General features: G+C 63.8%; 16 protein-coding genes. 10 read left to right on the top strand and 6 right to left on the bottom strand.

The genetic code is table 11. The annotated features are described in order from the left end of the window. Positions 1-116 precede the first annotated feature (116 nt). From phoA to GOACH_RS09040, 3 genes are all read left to right on the top strand, one after another. Positions 117-1619, top strand: a complete 1503-nt coding sequence (gene phoA, locus GOACH_RS09050) for an alkaline phosphatase (protein ID WP_005173746.1) — start codon at positions 117-119, stop codon at positions 1617-1619. An 85-nt stretch (positions 1620-1704) separates the two neighbouring features. Beyond that, the gene (locus GOACH_RS09045; protein WP_005173742.1) at positions 1705-2193 is read left to right on the top strand and encodes a dihydrofolate reductase family protein; all 489 of its coding nucleotides are present in this window, start codon (positions 1705-1707) and stop codon (positions 2191-2193) included. Positions 2194-2398: 205 nt separating this feature from the next. Next, positions 2399-2974: an FKBP-type peptidyl-prolyl cis-trans isomerase gene (locus tag GOACH_RS09040; protein WP_245551852.1), complete on the top strand. Its 576-nt coding sequence runs from the start codon at positions 2399-2401 to the stop codon at positions 2972-2974. A 3-nt stretch (positions 2975-2977) separates the two neighbouring features. Here the strand turns inward: GOACH_RS09040 and GOACH_RS09035 are convergent, their stop codons facing one another. After that, positions 2978-3727: a hypothetical protein gene (locus tag GOACH_RS09035; RefSeq protein WP_005173736.1), complete on the bottom strand. Its 750-nt coding sequence runs from the start codon at positions 3725-3727 to the stop codon at positions 2978-2980. A 327-nt stretch (positions 3728-4054) separates the two neighbouring features. On the opposite strand from GOACH_RS09035, the gene GOACH_RS09030 reads away from it, so the two are divergent. From GOACH_RS09030 to GOACH_RS09020, 3 genes are read left to right on the top strand one after another with little or no spacing between them, the layout of a single operon-like run. Beyond that, positions 4055-5836: a peroxidase family protein gene (locus GOACH_RS09030; RefSeq protein WP_005173733.1), complete on the top strand. Its 1782-nt coding sequence runs from the start codon at positions 4055-4057 to the stop codon at positions 5834-5836. 21 nt (positions 5837-5857) lie between these two features. Further along, positions 5858-6964, top strand: a complete 1107-nt coding sequence (locus GOACH_RS09025; protein ID WP_005173730.1) for a catalase family protein — start codon at positions 5858-5860, stop codon at positions 6962-6964. Positions 6965-7008: 44 nt separating this feature from the next. Continuing rightward, positions 7009-9612 carry a LuxR C-terminal-related transcriptional regulator gene (locus tag GOACH_RS09020; RefSeq protein ID WP_040518064.1) on the top strand — a complete coding sequence of 868 codons (2604 nt, stop codon included), beginning with the start codon at positions 7009-7011 and terminating at the stop codon, positions 9610-9612. Between the two features lie 46 nt (positions 9613-9658). Here GOACH_RS09020 and GOACH_RS09015 read toward each other — a convergent pair whose 3' ends face one another. Both GOACH_RS09015 and GOACH_RS09010 read right to left on the bottom strand, forming a co-directional pair. Next, positions 9659-12043 (bottom strand): ATP-binding cassette domain-containing protein, encoded by a 2385-nt coding sequence (locus GOACH_RS09015; RefSeq protein ID WP_005173727.1) that lies wholly within the window; start codon positions 12041-12043, stop codon positions 9659-9661. Beyond that, positions 12040-12639, bottom strand: a complete 600-nt coding sequence (locus tag GOACH_RS09010; protein WP_005173724.1) for a TetR/AcrR family transcriptional regulator — start codon at positions 12637-12639, stop codon at positions 12040-12042. Before GOACH_RS09010 ends, GOACH_RS09015 begins: the two co-directional genes overlap by 4 nt. Before the next feature lie 81 nt (positions 12640-12720). On the opposite strand from GOACH_RS09010, the gene GOACH_RS09005 reads away from it, so the two are divergent. From GOACH_RS09005 to GOACH_RS08990, 4 genes are all read left to right on the top strand, one after another. Beyond that, positions 12721-13770, top strand: coding sequence for a hypothetical protein (locus GOACH_RS09005; RefSeq protein WP_245551851.1), 1050 nt, complete (start codon positions 12721-12723; stop codon positions 13768-13770). A 74-nt stretch (positions 13771-13844) separates the two neighbouring features. Next, complete coding sequence (locus GOACH_RS09000) at positions 13845-15119, top strand: esterase/lipase family protein (protein WP_005173720.1); 1275 nt, start codon at positions 13845-13847, stop codon at positions 15117-15119. A gap of 12 nt (positions 15120-15131) precedes the next feature. Beyond that, on the top strand, positions 15132-16049 hold the full coding sequence (locus GOACH_RS08995; protein WP_040518063.1) for a DUF1295 domain-containing protein: 918 nt from the start codon (positions 15132-15134) through the stop codon (positions 16047-16049). Continuing rightward, complete coding sequence (locus tag GOACH_RS08990; protein WP_005173715.1) at positions 16046-17200, top strand: FAD-dependent oxidoreductase; 1155 nt, start codon at positions 16046-16048, stop codon at positions 17198-17200. Before GOACH_RS08995 ends, GOACH_RS08990 begins: the two co-directional genes overlap by 4 nt. 10 nt (positions 17201-17210) lie before the next feature. On the opposite strand, the gene GOACH_RS08985 is transcribed toward GOACH_RS08990, so the two are convergent. The 3 genes from GOACH_RS08985 to GOACH_RS08975 are packed head-to-tail and all read right to left on the bottom strand — an operon-like array spanning position 17211 to position 18603. Further along, positions 17211-17594 (bottom strand): hypothetical protein, encoded by a 384-nt coding sequence (locus GOACH_RS08985; protein ID WP_005173713.1) that lies wholly within the window; start codon positions 17592-17594, stop codon positions 17211-17213. Continuing rightward, positions 17591-18319: a VOC family protein gene (locus GOACH_RS08980; RefSeq protein WP_005173712.1), complete on the bottom strand. Its 729-nt coding sequence runs from the start codon at positions 18317-18319 to the stop codon at positions 17591-17593. Before GOACH_RS08980 ends, GOACH_RS08985 begins: the two co-directional genes overlap by 4 nt. Next, positions 18316-18603: a hypothetical protein gene (locus tag GOACH_RS08975; RefSeq protein WP_005173709.1), complete on the bottom strand. Its 288-nt coding sequence runs from the start codon at positions 18601-18603 to the stop codon at positions 18316-18318. The genes GOACH_RS08980 and GOACH_RS08975 overlap by 4 nt, the downstream gene beginning before the upstream one ends.

The following is an 18603-nucleotide window of genomic DNA, read 5'->3' as shown; positions in this document are numbered from 1 at the left end:
CCACCCGACTCGTGGTCGGGTGGCTGCTCCGATGTCGCCTTCACGACAACTTTCGTTCACATAACGCAACGACCATGTCCGAGTTCAGGAAAACGACGGATATGGGGAGAATGCGGATGCGACGACATCGGTACATGGCGGTCACCGCTGTGGTGTGTGCGACGACAGTGATGGCGGCGTGCAGTGGTGGCAGTAACGACGACACGGCCGGGCCGCTGCTGAATCCCATTGCCAAGGGCACGCTTTCAGAACATGGAGGTGCGACCAGGGCAGGTGACGACCGCGGATCGCTCATTGCGGATTCCATCCGCAACTCCGGCGCGAAGAACGTCATCCTGCTGATCGGCGATGGAATGGGCGACTCGGAGATCACCGTCGCCCGCGACTACGCACAGGGCGCTGGCGGTACCTTCAGCGGTCTTGACGCGCTTCCCCTGACCGGTCAATACACGCACTACTCGATCGACAAGGACGGTCACCCCACCTACGTCACCGATTCCGCCGCCAGCGGTTCAGCGTGGTCGACCGGCACCAAGACCTACAACGGGGCGATCTCGGTCGACATCAAGGGTAAGTCGCAGCAGACGCTGCTTGAGCTCGCCAAGAAGGCGGGGAAGGCGACCGGCGATGTGACCACCGCGGAGATCCAGGACGCGACACCAGCGGTGCAGGTTGCCCACGTCAGCAATCGCAAGTGTTATGGCCCCGAAGAGACAGCCGAGAAGTGTCCGGACGATGCGTTGGACAAGGGCGGGAAGGGGTCGATCACCGAGCAACTCCTCGCGACCCGCGCTGATCTGGTCCTCGGCGGTGGTGCGAAGACGTTCCAGCAAACCGCCACCGCAGGGCAGTATCGGGGCAAAACGCTCGAGGTACAGGCGAAAGAACGTGGCTATCAGATGGTTCGCAGCGCCGACGAGCTGAACGGTGTCACGGCTGCAAACCAGAACTCCCCTGTCCTGGGTTTGTTCGCCGAGGGCAACATGCCGGTCCGCTGGAACGGGCCGGTGGCGACGAAGGGCGGATACCTCGAGCCCGCGGCCACCTGCACCGACAATCCTGAACGCGGCTCGTCGACTCCGAAGCTCGCCGATATGACGAAAAAGTCGATCGACCTTCTCAAAGGCAACGACAAGGGCTTCTTCCTGCAGGTGGAGGGCGCATCGATCGACAAGCAGGATCACGCAGCGAATCCATGCGGTCAGATCGGTGAGACCGTGGACCTCGACGAAGCGACGAAGGTGGCGCTCGACTACGCCAAGGACAACCGCGACACGCTGGTGATCGTGACCGCAGATCACGCGCACAGCAGCCAGATCGTCGAATCCATGACGGCAGACGATGTCCAGAAGGCCGCCGACGACGCGAAGCTCCCGGTGCAGGCGGAGAAGGACGCGATCTATCCGGGCCTGACACGGGTGCTGACCACGAAGGACGGTCGACCGCTCACTGTCTCGTACGGCACGTCGGACAATCTCGATGCAATGGATCAGGGCCACACCGGCACGCAGTTGCGGATCGCCGCGTACGGACCGAGTGCGGCGAATGTCGTAGGCCTGACCGACCAGACCGATCTCTTCTTCACCATTTCCCGAGCACTCGGTCTCCAGGGAGCGTGATGGACCTCGGCGTGGCCAGGGCCTCGCTCTGACCTCGCAAGGAGACCGACCGTGCGGCGACCTCCGATCAGTTTCGGTGTGCCGCATGGTCGGTCTTCGGGTGGAGAACAACAACACGACCGATGGTCGGCGGCGCACGATCACGACCACGATGTTCATGACACTCGACGGAGTGGTCCAAGGACTGGGGCGCGCCGATGAGGACACACGGGGAGACTTCGGGTACGGCTGGGGCCCGCCGTACAACGACGACGTGATGGTCGATGAACTCGGCAAAGAAATGTCTTCAGCGGGCGACCTGCTGTTCGGCAGGCGAACATGGCAGGACTTCGCCGAACAGTGGGGCCGTGCCGCCGACGACAATCCCTACAGCGCGCACATGAACGTCGCACGGAAGTACGTCGTGTCGCACGATGAACTCGACGTTGGTCACTGGCAGAACTCGATTCTCCTACGGGGCGAGGCCACCGCCACCGTGGCCACGTTGAAGGCGCAATCGGGTCCGAATCTGTCGATCAATGGAAGCGCTACTCTCGTTCGAAGCTTGCACGCCGCGGGCTTGATCGATGAGTAAACGCTGCTGATCCACCCTCTGGCGCTCGGTTCCGGGGCCAGGTTGTTCGACGGGCCGTTGCCCATGACCGAGTTCTTCCTTCGCGAAGCCGTTGCCACCACGACCGGGGTGATCATCGCCCGGTATTCGCGCATGTGAAGAGCACACGCGCGGTACCCGGGGTGGGCCGCTCGCAGTGCGCGCATTCATTGGTAGCGTGGCGCGCGTGAACTTGCGCCGTGTGTTGCTGCCCGTGGTCGCTGCGTCGTTGACCCTAGGTCTCGCCGCATGCGGCGCCGACTCGGACACGGGTTCGGCGCAGTCGTCGTCCCCGGCGACCACCACCTGTCCTTCGGCAGCCCCCGCCTCCTCCGACAAGCCCGCGTGGTCGTTGCGGGGTACCACGGGCCATGTCGACGTCGTGGCCTCGACGTCGACGACCGCCCCTGCGATCAACATGACCACTCCGTTCGCGGTCGACGAGACCGTGGTCCACACGTTGCGCGCGGGTGACGGCGAGGTGGTCCCCGACACGGCGACCGTCAATGTCTGCTACCTGGGAGTCAACGGTCGGGATGGCAAGCAGTTCGACAGCAGTTATGTCGGCGGCCTACCCGCCCAGTTCTCGCTCGATCGTGTGGTGACCGGTTTCCGGAAGGCGATCGCGGGTCAGAAGATAGGGTCGTCGGTGGCAGTTGCCATGACTTCCGAAGACGGATACCCCGACGGCAACGCCGCGGCAGGCATCGATAAGGGCGACACCCTGGTCTTCGAGCTGACGATTGTGTCGGTCGACGGTTAGAGTTCACGCGCCCGCACTCGCCAGTGCGCGAAGCGCGAGTGCGGTTTTACTGGTCAGCCCACTCGTCTGGCATCCGAGCTCGCGCAGACCTTCTCGCAGATCGCTCGCGAGTCCGACCGCACGTGCCGCGACGTGGTGCGCGGATTCGCCAGGCAGGACATTGATGCGCGTCGTGACCCCGACGACGTCAAGGTGCTCGGACGTCCATCTCGCCACTCGCACGTCCCGGACGGTGCGCAGCGACGTATCCCAGACCAGTGAGGTGATCGGGCCTCGGATCACGAGGTGGTCAATCGGTGTCCCCGTCGACGCGCACGCCACCAGAAAGCGACGTTGCGTCGCGTCGAGCAGGTGAGTCGGGTCCGTCCCGGCATTGATCGCTGCTGACATGCTGCCGCTCGGATGGCAGGTACGCGCTGAGGCCGTGAGGCGGTGATCGTCGCCGCACCACTGATCCGAGATCCGGTACTCGCACTGGTCGCGGTCAAAGGAGGTGGCCCACTCACCAGCGAGCCGATCGCCGGTCGGCGGATAAATGGTGACAGTGAGGTCGTCGGAAGTTCCCGTGCGCATCCTGATCACCACTCTGTTGTCGAGCAGTGGGGTCGGTGCGGCGACCGATGCGTGCCGCGCCTCCGCGAACCAGAACTCGCCGTGCCGCACATCGTCGAGGCGACACCCGAGGGCAGTCACCGCGTCGTCGAGTCGTGTTTCGATGTTCAGTGTGATGTCGATCGGAACGTCACGGATCACCTACCACTCTCCCGTTCTGCGCGTGTGGTCGTTCGTACCGATTGAACTCCGCCGGATGCCGCGCATCTGACACCCGCCGGACGCCAGGCATCGAGCTGATTTCGAGCTTTCGTGAAGCGCCCGGCCTGTGCACGAGTACCCGGGTACTCGAAATCGGCGACCACGCACTGAGGTAGTCACGACGCACTCAGGTAGTCGTGACGCACTGAGGTAGTCGCGTACGCATGCGCTGGCGTCTCTTTGTCGGGAATACTTGTCGCGGCACGATCGGTCACGTCGATCGTCGGGGATACGGAAGAGGTCTCGGTGGTCGATCAGAGAAGCGCGGTGGAACGGGCTCTTGCCAAGACCGCGGAGGGCATCGACCACCTGATTGGGTGGGCGAATCTACCGAAACCGCTGGCATTGGCCGTATTGATCGGGATCCGCAGCCAACTCCGTGCCTTCAACCTCTTCGACACAGACCCCGATCCCGCTGTGCCGCTCGACCCCCCGTTGAAGGCGTCTGACCACCGCACGCGCACCATCGATGGACGCTACGACAACCTCGCCCAACCCGATATGGGATCGGTCGGCACCCGCTTCGGCCGCAATGTGCCGCTCGCTGCGACGTGGCCCGAGACCGGCGAGAGGTTTCGCACACCGAATCCCCGCGAGATCAGCGAGAAGCTCCTCGCCCGTACCGAGTTCCAGCCTGCCGACACTCTCAATCTGCTTGCCGCAGCGTGGATCCAGTTCCAGGTACACGACTGGGTGAGTCATCTCACCGCGCCCGACACCCAGCCATGGTCGATCGATCTCGACGACAATGATCCATGGCCGCATTCTCGACCTATGCAGGTTCCACGCACACCGGCGCTCGACGGTTGCACCGACAAGCCGCCGACATACGCCAACCGGGACACACACTGGTGGGACGCATCGCAAATCTACGGTGACACCGAGGACTACGCGACCGCGATCCGGGACTCAGACGGAGAGGGCAACCTGCTCGCCACCATCGCACTCGCCGACGACGGCCTGCCCTCACCTTCTGCAGAGGACCTGCTGGATCCCGCCGGACCCAAGGCGAACACGTGGCTCGGACTCGCGCTCATGCAGTCGTTGTTCCTGCGTGAACACAATGCGATCTGTCGACGGCTCAGCGCGGCATACCCTGACCTCGTACGCGATCAGCAGCGGCTGTACGACGTTGCACGACTGGTCAATTCGGCGTTGATGGCCAAGATCCACACCGTCGACTGGACGCCGGCGATCATCGCACACCCGACAACCGTGACGGCGATGCACGCAAACTGGTCGGGTCTGCTCGGCGACCGGTTCACGACGCGGTTCCCCCGGTTCGCCGACAACGAGATACTCTTCGGCATCCCGGGCGGCAGAACAGAGATGAACGGCGTCCCGTTCTCGTTGACCGAAGAATTCGTAGCGGTCTATCGCATGCATCCCCTGCTCCCCGACCAGGTCGATATTCGAAGCGTTGCCACGGGACAGACACGACGGACTCATCAGCTTGCGCAGATCCTCGCCGAGGATGTGCACGCCCGCATGGCCGAATCATCGATGGAAGACCTGCTGTACTCGTTCGGTCGCGCACACCCGGGGGCACTGACCCTGCACAACTTTCCGGCAGCTCTTCGCGACCTCTCCCGCCCGACAGGCGAGCCGATCGATCTCGCCACGGTCGACGTCGTGCGTAGCCGAGAACGCGGCGTTCCCCGCTACAACGAGTTCCGTCGCCTGTTCCGACTGCCGCCCGTGAAGAGTTTTGCCGATCTCACCGATAATCAGGAATGGGCGGAGCAGCTCGCGCGCATCTATCAGGGTATCGACGACGTCGATCTGATGGTCGGTCTCTACGCGGAACGCAAACCTCGCGGATTCGGATTCTCGGACACAGCGTTTCGCGTCTTCATCCTGATGGCCTCGCGCAGGATAGCCGCCGATAGGTTCTTGACGACGGACTTCACCGCGGACGTCTACACCGAAGCCGGTATGTCGTGGGTACATGACAACTCGATGCGTACGGTCCTGTTGCGACACTTCCCCGCGCTCACACCGGTGCTGATCAAGGCCTCCAATCCGTTCGCACCCTGGCCCGCAACCTGATGCGCCGAAAGGACTCTCACGATGAGCCGTGAATACGTGTTGTGGGAACCCGAGATGGAGAACACGCCCCCCGGTGAGGCGGAGGTGGTTGCCGCGATGGTGAAGATCCTCCGCATGAACAACGAGCACGCCTACGAGAAGTACAAGCGAGGGATACGCGACGCACATGCCAAGAGTCACGCGATACTGCGGGGCGAGCTCGAGGTGCATGCCGACCTGCCCGAAGAGCTTGCGCAGGGACTGTTCGCGCAACCGCGCATCTATCCGATCATCGCGCGCTTGTCGAGCACCTCGGGAGCGATCCGTACCGATCAGATGAGAGGTGTACGCGGACTCGGGATCAAGGTGATCGGCGTCGACCCGACTGCCGAGAGAGCGTTGCCCGACGACACCGCGGTCACACAGGATTTCATCATGGTGACCCATCGGGAGTTCCTGTTCGCGGACGCCAAGGACTATCTCACCAAGGGAATGCCAACCGCGGTGCTCCTCGCCCGCATCTCCGATCCCGTGCTCGCGTTCGCCGAACGAGCGCTCGCGCAGATCGATACCCGGATTCTGGCCAGGATCGGGCGCCCCCTCCCCGAGACGTTGCGGGTTTTCATCAAGGAGAACACGCACATTCTCGGTGACACGTTCTATACCTCGGCTCCGCTGCGTTACGGCAAGTACGTCGCAAAGATGCTGTACGCGCCGTCGTCTGGGGAAGTTCGTGCACTCGCAGGCCAGCCGACCCCGGACTATCGAGGAGTGAATGCGCTGCAAGACATGGCCGTCGACTTCTTCGACTCGCATTCGGCCGAATACGAACTGCGCGTGCAGTTGTGCACGAATATCGACCGAATGCCGATCGACAATGCCACAACCGCGTGGTCCGAGGAGGAGTCGCCGCATCGGACCGTTGCGACGATCAGGTTTCCCAGGCAGGATCCGTACACGCCAGAGCGGCGCGCATACGGCGACGACGTCTTGTCGTTCAATTCGTGGCGCGGTCTGAAGGCACATACTCCACTCGGCTCGATAAACCGACTCAAGCGTGAGGTGTACGACGCATCGAGCCGGTTCAGGCACCAGAAAAACAATGCGCCGATAGTCGAGCCCGCAAGCGTTGTCGACCTCCCCGATTGAGTTCGGAACTCGTCGTCTGATCGTTGGCCTTATACTGCTCAACCATGGAAGGGCGCTGGCAACTCCTCGGCCGGCCCGCCGAGCAGCAGTACATCCGATCTGCGCTCTTGCGATCAAGAGATCGTGCTGGAGTGGTGGTGGTGGGGCCTGCGGGTGTCGGAAAGACGACGCTCGCCCGTATGGTCACCGATTCGCTGGGCAAGCCCGTCCGATGGGCGGCGTGCACGGAGTCGTCGCGGGCCATCCCCCTCGGAGCATTCGCGCCGTGGGTCGCTCCCACGGCATCGCGCGATCCCATCGCGGCGCTCGTCTCGGCGCGGGAGGCACTTGTCGCCGACCCGGACACGATCATCGGGATCGACGACGCCCACCTGCTCGACCAGTTGTCGGCGACCCTGGTTCATCAGATCGCAATGGATCGGAGCGCCCGCATCATCGCCACGGTGCGCACGGGCGAACCGGTTCCGCATGCGGTGACCTCGCTGTGGAAGGACGCCTACCTTCATCGCCTCGAACTGGAGAACCTCACGAAGGACCAGTGCGCTGAGCTGGTCGAACGTGTCCTCGGAGGCTCGCTCGAGGGGCTGAGCGCCGACGTCATCTGGGACTCGTCTGGCGGAAACCCGCTGTTCCTGCGAAACATGGTCGAAGGCGCCGTCGAATCCGGTGCGCTGTCGGAGGTCTCGGGCGTATGGCAACTGCGCGGCCCGACAGCGGTCCCATCTGGGCTGGTGGCACTGCTCAACGATCGTCTGGACCGTGCCGGAACGAGGGTCGTTGATGCGCTCAAGGTGCTCTCGCTCTACGAGCCGATCGACATCGACCTTCTGGTCGGGCTGGTCGGCGAGGAGCCGATCGACGACGCCGAAACCTTGGATCTGATCAAGACTTCTCGGGACGGTGACACGACGAACGTCCGGTTCAGTCATCCCCTCTACGGCGACGTCGTTCGCCGGCGTATCAGTACTGTCGCCGCGCGACGGTTGCGTGCACGACTCGTCGACGCGCTGCTCGATCACACCGCGGATACCGCAGCCGAGCGCATCCGACTCGCGCAGTTGTGTGTCGATGCCCATCGCGAAACGGACACCGCACTGCTCATCGCGGCGGCGAAAGACGCGATCTTCCTGGCCAATCTGCCCCTCGGCGAACGTCTGGCCCGTGCCGCCTACGAACGCGATGGGAGTCTGACCGCTGCGGAGCTGCTGTCCCGCGCGATCATGTGGCAGGGCCGCGTCGTCGAGGCCGACGCCGTCTTCACAGCGTTCGATCCCGACTCGTTCAATGAGTTCGAACTCGTGATCTGGGCGGTATCCCGTATGAGTTTGATCTTCTGGATGCTCGGCGATGTCGCGGAGAGCCATCGCATGCTCGATCTGCTCAATCACAAGGTTGAGCATCCGACGCTTCGACTCGTTGTCGACGCGGTCGCCGCGGCGATGGCTGTGCACGAGAACCGGATCGACGAGGGAATCGCGCTTGCCGAGCGTGTCCTCGAGAATCCGCATGCACCGTCGCAGGCCATCGACTTCGCCGCCTTTGGTGCCGGGCTGGCCATGTCGATCGCCGGACGTGGACGCGACTACGCTCCCTATGCCGAGCGCACACGTGCGAAGAAGAAGGCGACGGACGGAATGATCAGCGTCATGGTGCGCTACTGCGACGTCTTAGCGCTCACGATGGTCGGCGACCTCAAGGAGGCCCGAGACCGCGCGGCCGAGTACACGCAGTTCTCCTCGTCGGGCCAGTTCCTCGGCTGGGCGATCGCAAAGATCATGGCAGGTGTTGCGGCAACCTACAGCGGCTCGTTTCGTGAGGCGATCAGTGAGTTCGAACAGGCGCTCGCCGCACTCAACGCCAAACAGCCGCTTCCCTGGCGCCTGCCCGGCCGTCTGATTCTGGTACGGGCGTACGCGGCGCTCAATGACGTTGACGAAGCCGAGCGGGTACTGCGGGACGCAGAGGAGCACAGCGGCGCACACCTCGCGATCCACGAACCCCAGCGGGTCCTCGCGCAAGCCTGGATCGCCGCAGCACAAGGCGCTGAGCGAGAGGCCGTCGACCATGCGCACCGCGCCGCAGGAATAGCTCGCGAGTCGGGGCAACTGGCGCTCGAGGCGGAGGCGCTTCATCACGCCACCCGCTTCGGGGACAAGACCACTGCGGGACGACTCGCGGAACTCGAGCACCTTATCCAGGGAGAACTGGGACACGTCTACTCACAACACGCAGCGGCGCTCGCCGCAGGTGATCCGGACGAGTTGGCATCGGCCTCATACGAGTTCGAGAAAACCGGCCTCCTGTTGTCCGCGGCGGATGCCGCGGCGCAGGCAGCGAAATTGTTCGAACGTGCAGGGAAACGGAGAGAGGCCACGGCCAACGCTGCCAGGGTTCTCGGACTGTCGAAGAGGTGCGACGGAGCGACCTCCCCCGCAATCCGTGCGACTGCGCGACCGTTACCCATCACCGCGCGGGAGCGAGAGATCGCCGTGCTGATCGGTCGGGGTATGACCAATCGTGAGATCGCCGATCGGCTGACGGTCTCGGTCCGGACCGTGGAGGGACACATCTATCGCGCCTGCATCAAACTCGACGTCGCCGATCGTGACTCGTTGGCCGGGGTCGTCAACGACGCCCCGGTCGGCTGAAATATCGGGCGGGCCAGGCACCGAAGCGTCGGGGGCGGCGTGCGTTTCAGTTCTTCACATAGTCGGCGAGATGCTGTGCGGTCAGCGTCGAACCCGCAGAGACCAGTTCAGCCGGGGTGCCCTGGAATACCACTTCCCCGCCGTCGCGACCGGCGCCGGGACCGAGGTCGACGATCCAATCGGCATGCGCCATCACCGCCTGGTGATGCTCGATCACGATCACCGATCTACCACCGTCGACGAGGCTGTCGAGGAGTCCCAGCAGTTGCTCGACGTCGGCAAGGTGTAGACCGGAGGTCGGCTCGTCGAGAACGAAGATCCCGCCGTTGTCGCCGAGGTGCGTCGCGAGTTTGAGCCGTTGTCGTTCTCCACCGGAAAGCGTTGTGAGCGGTTGTCCTATCGTGAGATAGCCGAGTCCGACGTCGGTGAGTCGCTGCAGGACCTTCTGCGCTGCAGCGACTTTCGATTCACCCTCGGAAAAGAACTCGAGCGCTTCGTCGACCGACATGTGGAGGACCTCGGAGATGTCGCGTCCGCCGAACGCGTAGTCGAGGACGTCGGGCTGAAATCGCTTACCGTCGCACACCTCGCACGTGACGGCGACACCCGCCATGATCGCGAGATCGGTGTAAATGACGCCCGCTCCCTTGCAGTTCGGACATGCACCCTCCGAATTGGCGCTGAACAAAGCAGGTTTCACACCGTTCGCCTTAGCGAAAGCCTTCCGAATCGGCTCGAGAAGGCCCGTGTACGTGGCTGGGCTGCTGCGCCGCGAACCCTTGATGGCGGATTGGTCGACGGTGATCACGTTGTCTCGGCCCGACAGTGATCCGTCGACAAGTGAGCTCTTCCCGGAGCCGGCAACACCCGTGACCACACACAGGACGCCGAGCGGGAAGTCGACGTCGACATCCTTCAGGTTGTGTGAGTTCGCCCCTCGAATCTCCAACGTTCCCTGTGACTTCCGCACCTTCGTCTTCAGCGAGGCCCGGTCGTCGAGGTGCCGCCCGGTCAGCGTGTCGCTTGCGCGTAGGTCGTCCACTCCACCTTCGAAGACGACGTTGCCACCGCCGGTACCCGCGCGGGGTCCCAGGTCGATGATGTGGTCGGCGATGGCGATGACCTCGGGTTTGTGTTCGACGACCAGCACAGTGTTGCCCTTGTCCCGCAGTTGCAGGAGAAGTCGATTCATGCGGTCGATGTCGTGTGGATGCAGCCCGACCGTCGGCTCGTCGAATACGTAAGTGATATCGGTCAACGCCGACCCGAGATGACGAATCATCTTGGTGCGCTGAGCTTCTCCACCCGATAGCGTCCCCGACGGACGGTCGAGCGAGAGATATCCGAGACCGATGTCGACGAATGAGTCGAGCGTAGCTCGCAGGGATTCGAGCAGCGGTGCGAGTGTTGGTTCATCGAGCGAGCTGACCCAGTCGGCTAGATCGGTGATCTGCATCGCACACGCATCGGCAATGCTGACGCCTCCGATTGTTGAGCTACGTGCTTTCTCTGACAGTCGTGTGCCCTGACACTCCGGACAGATCGAGAAGGTGATCGCCCTGTCGACGAATGCGCGGATGTGGGGTTGCAGCGCGTCCTTGTCCTTGGCCAGGAACGATTTTCCGATCTTGGTGACGAGGCCTTCATAGGTGACGTTGATGCCGTCGATCTTGATCCGTGTCGGTTCCTTGTACAGCAGGGCGTCGAGTTGGCGTGCAGTGAACTTTTCGATCGGTGTATCAGGATCGAAGAAGCCACAGCCACGGAAGATGCGCCCGTACCATCCGTCCATGCTGTAGCCGGGAATCGTGATCGCACCCTCGTTGATCGATTTGGACGCGTCGTAAAGCGCGGTCAGATCAAAATCAGAGATCGATCCCCTGCCCTCACATCGAGGGCACATTCCGCCGACGACCTCGAAAGTCCTTCGCTCCTTCACCTTTCGGCCCGCCTTTTCCGTCGTGACGGCACCCCCGCCACTGGCAGACGCCACATTGAACGAGAACGCCTGCGCCGAACCGATGTATGGCGTCCCGAGTCGACTGAAGAGAATGCGCAGCATCGCGTTCGCGTCCGTCACCGTTCCCACGGTCGAGCGCGGGTCGGCACCGAGGCGCTCCTGGTCGACGATGATCGCGGTTGTCAGTCCCTCAAGGACATCGACGTCAGGGCGGTTGAGCGACGGCATGAATCCCTGGACGAATGCACTGTAGGTCTCGTTGATCAGTCGTTGGGATTCGGCTGCCACCGTGCCGAACACGAGTGAGCTCTTGCCGGACCCGGAGACGCCGGTGAAAACGATCAGACGCCGCTTGGGCAGGACGACGGTGACGTCCTTGAGGTTGTTGACCCGGGCGCCGACGACACGAATGTCGTCGTGGCGATCGGCGGCGCGCGTGGCGTCACCCTGTGGTGATGCAGAAGAACTCATGAATGGACAGCCCCTGTCAGTGTCGTCCAGAGCGGAATCACACAGGTCGAAATGATCTCGTCGATTGTGTCATCCGACATCGAACCCGTGATGAAGATCTCGTGCCGTGCGAGGTCGAAGGGCAGCGCTGCGGCGCGGGTCGGCAGAGGGCGTGGCCCCAACTCTCCTCGCGCTCGGGCGCGCTCGAGCACCGGGGCCATCACGTCGTCGACGTGGCTGGTGATCAGCCCGATGACCGAATCGGTGGAGCCGTCGGGTAGATCGGCGAGCAGTGAGCGAATCGTCCGAGGGCCGATCTCGGCCAAGCGCCGGCGCATTCGGCAGAGGATCGTGCGGAGATCTCCGGTGAGCGAACCGGTGTCCGGGACGGTGAGAACCTCGCGGGCGACGTCGACCATTGCCGCCATCACCATCTCGACCTTGGTGTCCCAACGTCGGTACAGCACGGTCTTGCTCGTGCCTGCGGCGGCAGCGATCCCCTCGTAGGTCACGGAGCCGTAGCCGCGGAGGGCGAGTTCGGTACGGACCGCCTCGAGGATCTCGGCTTCGAGTTCTGCACCGCGACGACGACGGGCCACGACAACTCCCTTCGACATGTTTCCTCCGATACGTTGCGTATCTTATCGTGTCACTCTACTGTCTAAGAAACGCAACGTATCTAATTTATGGGAGGCGACGTGACCATCGATCACATCCCCGACACATCCGCGACGCTCGACACCTCGGCCAGAACGGGGCCGCCTGTCGGCGTCAAGGTGATCGCTGTCGTCATCGGCACGGCGGTGCTGCTGTCGGTGATGGTCACGATGTTCGCTCTGCCCGCAGCGAGGTCCGCACCGCATCACATCCCCATCGGGGTGGTCGGGTCAGCGCAGGCTGCCGATGAGATCGGTGATCTCGTGGGCGAGTCATTCGACGTGACAAGCTATTCCGACGGATCCGCGGCGCGTGACGCCATCGAGTCGCGCGAGGTATACGGCGCACTCGTCGTATCGCCCGGGTCGGAACTCACGGTGCTCGTCGCCAGCGCCGCAAGTCCAACGGTGGCAACGATGATCGAGACGATGGGACAGCGTGTCGCCGACGCGACTCACACAGGGCACCGAGTTATCGACGTGCGCAGTTTCCCCTCGAAGGATCCGCACGGGGCGGGCCTTGCGGCCGGGGCACTACCGCTTGCGCTCGGCGGGTGGATCAGTGCGATGGTGATCATGCTGGTCATCCCGTCTGCGGGTGGGCGCATCGTCGCCGCCCTCGGTGTGTCGGTGGTCGGCGGGTTCGCGCTGGTGGCCATTCTGCAATTCGTCGTCGGCACATTCGACGGCAACTACTGGCTCACCTCGGCTGCGGGCATGCTCGGTATCGCGGCGACATGTTTCGCCGTTCTGGGACTTCGTGAGGCGCTCGGCGGAGCGGGCCTGGTTGTTGCGGCGATAGCGCTGATCCTGTTGGGCAATCCGCTCTCCGGGCTCGCGAGTGCGCCCGAAATGTTGCCGACGCCCTGGGGTGCCGTCGGCCAGCATCTGCCACCGGGTGCCACAGGGTCTCTGCTGCGCGACGTCGTGTTCTTCGACGGCAATGCAATCACGCGACCGCTCGTCGTGCTGTTCTGCTGGCTTCTCGGAGGCATCCTGCTCTACGGATTCGGCCTGATGCGCGAGCGGCGCACACACATCGCTGACGTCGACGTCGTCGAGTTCGGCTATCGCGAGACCGCCGACGCGTGAGTTGTGTGTGTATTCGGCGCGCCAGTTGGCACGACATCCTCCGAAATTGAGTGAACAGTTGTACTCTGCAGGTTGTGACCACAGCCGACAAAGTCGCCCCGACCGAGCTCGCGGCGCTCGCGCAACTGGGGTGCAGTGAACTCGCAGGAGCTATCCGCGGTGTCGCGAAAGTGCATCGCGCGGTGACCGACCGTTTGTTCGCGGTCACCGATCGACTCGGCGGCTCGTCGAGTCGATCAGCGCATCTGCTCCACAACGCGGTGGCCGACACGACCTATGAATCGATGTCCGTACTGCTGGAAGCCGTCGCCGAGGTTGGTGCGGTACTTCCCGAGCCGCGCCATTCGCCATCGGAGGGTTCACGAGGTGCCCAGGTGCTCGCCGTTCTCGATGGGCTGATCGGCGACTCGCTCGCCGATCAGCGCTCCCCGCTCGCGCAGCCGATGTCGATCCGTGTCGACGGTATGCCGGTGGCGGTCGAGGCCGAAGCGCTCCGCGAGGCTTTTCCGGAGGCTACCGGGCATATCGTCGTTTTCCTGCACGGTCTCATGGAGTCCGAGCACGCGTGGCACAGAGGTGACCGCGCGACCTACGGCGAGCGGCTCGCTACCGATATCGGCGCGACCGAGGTGCGGCTGCGGTTCAACACCGGACGCCACATCAGTGACAACGGGCGCGAGCTCGCCGCAGTACTCGAGGACCTGACGCTTCAATGGCCGGTGCCTGTGTCGCGGCTGACCCTGGTGGGGCATTCAATGGGCGGGCTGGTAATCCGAAGCGCCTGCCACAGTGGCGCCACGCAGGGTGCGTATTGGTGCGGATTGGTCACGGAGACAGTCGGTCTGGGGACACCGCACTTCGGTGCTCCGCTGGCTCGGACAGTGCACTTCGCGGCGGGAGCGCTCAGATCCGTTTCTGTGACCGCCCCGTTCGGCAACCTGCTCGCACGACGCAGCGCAGGCGTGCGCGACCTCTTCCACGGCAGTCTTGTCGACGACGACTGGAGTGGCCGAGACCCGGACGCCTTCCGGCAGAACCCCGCCACCGCGGTACCGCTGCTACCGCAGGCGCGGCATCTGTTCGTCACTGCATCGCTGACGCGCGATCCCAATCATCCCCTTGGCAGGCTCATCGGTGACGGATTGGTGCTGACGCCGAGCGGGCGCGGCGAAAGTCGTGCTCGCAGCGTCGGATTCAATATCGACCACGGACTTCATGTGGGCGGGGCGAGCCATTTCACCCTCCTCAACGACGACGACGTCTACAGCTGGCTCCTGGAGCACCTTCGGCCCCGACGCGCACTGCCGCCGGGTCGCGGCCAAAACGCCGCGAAGTGGAGCGTCGCCTGACACCATCCATCTATGGGGAGACGAGCATCGTTGGTGGTGATTACCGCCGCGTACGTCGCTGCCCTTTCGGTGGCGTTGCTGTGGCTGACATGGGGTCCAAGTGTCGGGCAACTGTGGGCGGACACGCTCATTGCCGACATAATCGCCACGCTCGTCATCTTCGTGGTGAGCCGGACGGTCGGCAATTCGAGTTGCTACGACGCCTACTGGAGTGTCGTCCCCGTATTTCTGGCCCTGTACTGGTGGTTCGCGGGCGACGCCATACATGGTGACTCCCAAGCGAAGTGGCGTTGCGCCCTGCTCGGCATCGTTCTCGTGATCTGGGCCGTGCGGCTGACGGCGAACTGGGTGCGCTCGTTTCCTGGGCTGGTCCACGAGGATTGGCGCTACGAGTTGCTGCGGCGGCGTGCCGGGAGGTTCTCGTTCGTCGCCGATCTCTTCGCGATCCACCTCATACCCACGGTGCAGGTCTTTCTCGCGATGATCCCGGCGTACGTTGCGCTCACCCGGGCAAACGGCGGGCTGATGTGGTTGAGCGTCGCGGCGTTCATCGTCGGTCTCGCAGCGATCGCGCTGGAATCGGTCGCCGATCGACAGTTACGACTGTTCCGCGAGTCGAATGAACCCGGTCAGACCATCGACATCGGACTCTGGGCGTGGTCGCGCCACCCGAACTACGTCGGCGAGTTCATGTTCTGGGTGTCGATCCTGCTGTTCGGAATCGCCGCCGCGCCCGCCGACGCGTGGTGGCTGTGGGTGGGCGCGGGCATGATGCTCGCCATGTTTCTCGGGGCAAGCATTCCGATGATGGAAGAGCGCAGTCTTGCACGACGCCCCTCCTACGCCGACGTCGTCGCGCGTGTGCCGAAGTTTCTGCCGGTGCCCCGGCTCGGTTCCAGAACCACTCACGGCTTGCGGCGAGCCAGGTGAGTTCAACAGTGCCACTTGCCCACAGCCCGACAGCTCGGCGCGTCCTGGTCGCAGGCATGGGCGATTCCGGCGTGCTCACCGCGATGCACCTCGCGCGCCGCAGCAGCGTCGTCGGAGTCTCGCTGCGGCCCGCGCTGGTCAGCGGGCAGGAAGTCGGGCTGCGGATCGCCTACCCCGACCGGTGGGCGCGTGATTATCGCGTTGAGTTTGATCGGATGCGTCGTCTCGATCCTGTGGACATCCGTCACGGGCAGATCCTCGAACTCGATCACGATCGTCGAACGCTGCGTCTTCGCACACCGTCCGGAAAGGTTGAAGCAGTTACGTACGACGCGCTCGTCATCGCCACGGGTGTTGCCAACGGGTTCTGGCGCCGGCCCATACTCGAAGACAGCGACGACGTCGACTCCGCCTTGTGTGGCGTACATGAGCGACTGGCACTCTCAGCGACCGTAGCCATAGTCGGTGGGGGTGCTGCGGCGTGCAGTTCAGCGGCGCAACTGCGTCGACGCTGGCCCAAGAAGAAGGTCGCTCTCTATCATCCAGGCGAGCTTCCCCTCCCCCGACACCACGTCCGCACCCGCCGCACGGTTGCCAGGCGACTGGAGTCCCTTGGTGTCGATCGACACGGCGGACATCGGGCGATCCTGCCAACCGACGCCGACCTCGGCGAAATCGGAGCAGGTTCGATTCACTGGCTCACCGGACAACCGGTGGTCGACGCCGATGCGATCGTGTGGGCGGTTGGTCGAGTGTCGCCGAATACAGCCTGGCTGCCATCGAACATGCTGACCGACCGCGGATTCGTCCGCGTCGAGGCCGATCTCGCTGTGCCCGGATATCAGGGCGTGTTCGCCGTCGGGGATGTCGCCGACACGGATCCGCTGCGCGGGTCGGCTCGCAACCGCGCCGACCGTCTGGTGGCACGCAACGTTCTCGCGCATCTCGACGGCCGCGCGACCCGCAGATATCACCCGGCCGAGCACCGCTGGGGATCAGTCTTCGGACCCAGCGATAACGGCTTGGACGTATTCTCGACCAACGGAATTCGCTTCCGGTTTCCGCGATGGACGGTCGAGACACTGCTCCAGCCGCTCATCGTAAGGCGTGGGATCTACGGTGGCGTGCGGCGGCGGAGCGGGGGCGTGTGACGGAACTGACTCAGTGTGAGTCGTTGTGGTCGAGCGTGACCTTGACCCGCACCGACCCGCTGCTGTCCTTCGACGCGACGGCGTGCCCTGTTCGGGTCCCGCCGTCGAGGGTCAGGGTGATCGGTGCGCCATCGCCGGTGAAGTTGCGCCACCAGGTCTTTTTGTCGGGCATGGCGACGCCGATCGTGACCGAGTCGCCGGATCGCACGTAGTTCACCGGAAAGGTGACGAGCTTGCCCGACTTGCGGCCTGTGTACGACACCTCGGTGAACGCACGACCGAGTAGCCCACCGAGTTGTGGAATGTGAAGGAGCGGGAGGACGACCGTTCTGTTGACGATGCCGGCCACCCGTTGAAACCGGTTCGGCCCGTCCGGTCGGCTCGTCTGGTTCACGACGACTCCTCGGTTGCGACGACTGATCGTGTGGGTTCGATGATCAAGGTGCGCGTGGCGAGGGCCGGAGACCGCACCGTCGCGACCCGCGTATTGGGTTTGCGGCCCGTGCGAACCTGCGACACCGTGAGACCCGCGCCGGTGAGCCTGGCCTGAGTTGCTTCGATATCGGTTGTCGCCCAGGCGATCCCCCATAACGATAGTGGCGGGGTCGCACGGTCGTGCGATGAGCGATCTGCGGCGTCGGCGGTGACGAGGACTTCGATGATGAGGCTGTCGTCGCGAAAAAACAGTTGGCGGAGTCCCTCGGCGACCGGCCGGTCAAGGCGGAAGTCGAGTCCGAGGGTCGAACCGAACAGTGCGACCGCATGGTCGCGCCCCGCGGCCTGGAAGACGATGTGGTCGATGCCTGCGATGTCGTCGATACCCGACTGGGGCGCGTGGCTGTTTGCGAGGTGGTCGGTCACTCCTACCGGCAGTCCGTCGACATGAATGGTCGAGGAGTCGTATGGCCGGACATCGAGGCCTCGACGTTGCAGCAGGGTGTACCAGGACGAGGCGCTATCAACATCGAACAACACCCGGTGCGCGGGCTGACTGCCGTCGCACCGGAGGACTGCGTTCGACGTGGTGTACTCGTCGGCGAGGTCGTCTCGCCCGAGCAGACGTCGGTATGCGTCGATGGTGGCGGATGCGTCGTCGACCGCGAGTTCGATGATGGTCACGAGCGCTTCCGCCTACCGCGACCCGCCGGACCCCCGATGGCACGGCTGGTCAGATGCCAAGAGCCGCAGACGCATTCATAAGAGTGGAGAGTTGGCGCTGCGCGTCCGGCCGCACGGATCCGGATGATGGCCTCGTCAACCGCGTGCACGTCGCGGTACGCATGCTTCTGCGGTGTCGGACACGTCGGACTCGACGGGGCGCGCTTACGGCGAGGTTGTTGGGTGGTGCCGGCTTCGATACGCCGATAGAACTCATCGAGTTCGTCGTCGGCGAACGGCGGCAT

It is taken from the genome of Gordonia aichiensis NBRC 108223, assembly GCF_000332975.1.
Classification (GTDB): Bacteria; Actinomycetota; Actinomycetes; order Mycobacteriales; family Mycobacteriaceae; genus Gordonia; species Gordonia aichiensis.
The sequence above is the reverse complement of the archived record's forward strand: the minus strand, read 5'-3'. Positions and strand labels throughout refer to the sequence as shown.

Bases quoted from the DNA above. Each gene is read 5' to 3' on its own strand.
- GOACH_RS09015 (WP_005173727.1), bottom strand. From the start codon at position 12,043: ATGAGTTCTTCTGCATCACCACAGGGTGACGCCACGCGCGCCGCCGAT.
- GOACH_RS09025 (WP_005173730.1), top strand. From the start codon at position 5,858: ATGAGCCGTGAATACGTGTTGTGGGAACCCGAGATGGAGAACACGCCC.
- GOACH_RS09020 (WP_040518064.1), top strand. From the start codon at position 7,009: ATGGAAGGGCGCTGGCAACTCCTCGGCCGGCCCGCCGAGCAGCAGTAC.
- GOACH_RS08975 (WP_005173709.1), bottom strand. From the start codon at position 18,603: ATGCCGCCGTTCGCCGACGACGAACTCGATGAGTTCTATCGGCGTATC.
- phoA (WP_005173746.1), top strand. From the start codon at position 117: ATGCGACGACATCGGTACATGGCGGTCACCGCTGTGGTGTGTGCGACG.
- GOACH_RS09045 (WP_005173742.1), top strand. From the start codon at position 1,705: ATGGTCGGTCTTCGGGTGGAGAACAACAACACGACCGATGGTCGGCGG.
- GOACH_RS09010 (WP_005173724.1), bottom strand. From the start codon at position 12,639: ATGTCGAAGGGAGTTGTCGTGGCCCGTCGTCGTCGCGGTGCAGAACTC.
- GOACH_RS08995 (WP_040518063.1), top strand. From the start codon at position 15,132: ATGGGGAGACGAGCATCGTTGGTGGTGATTACCGCCGCGTACGTCGCT.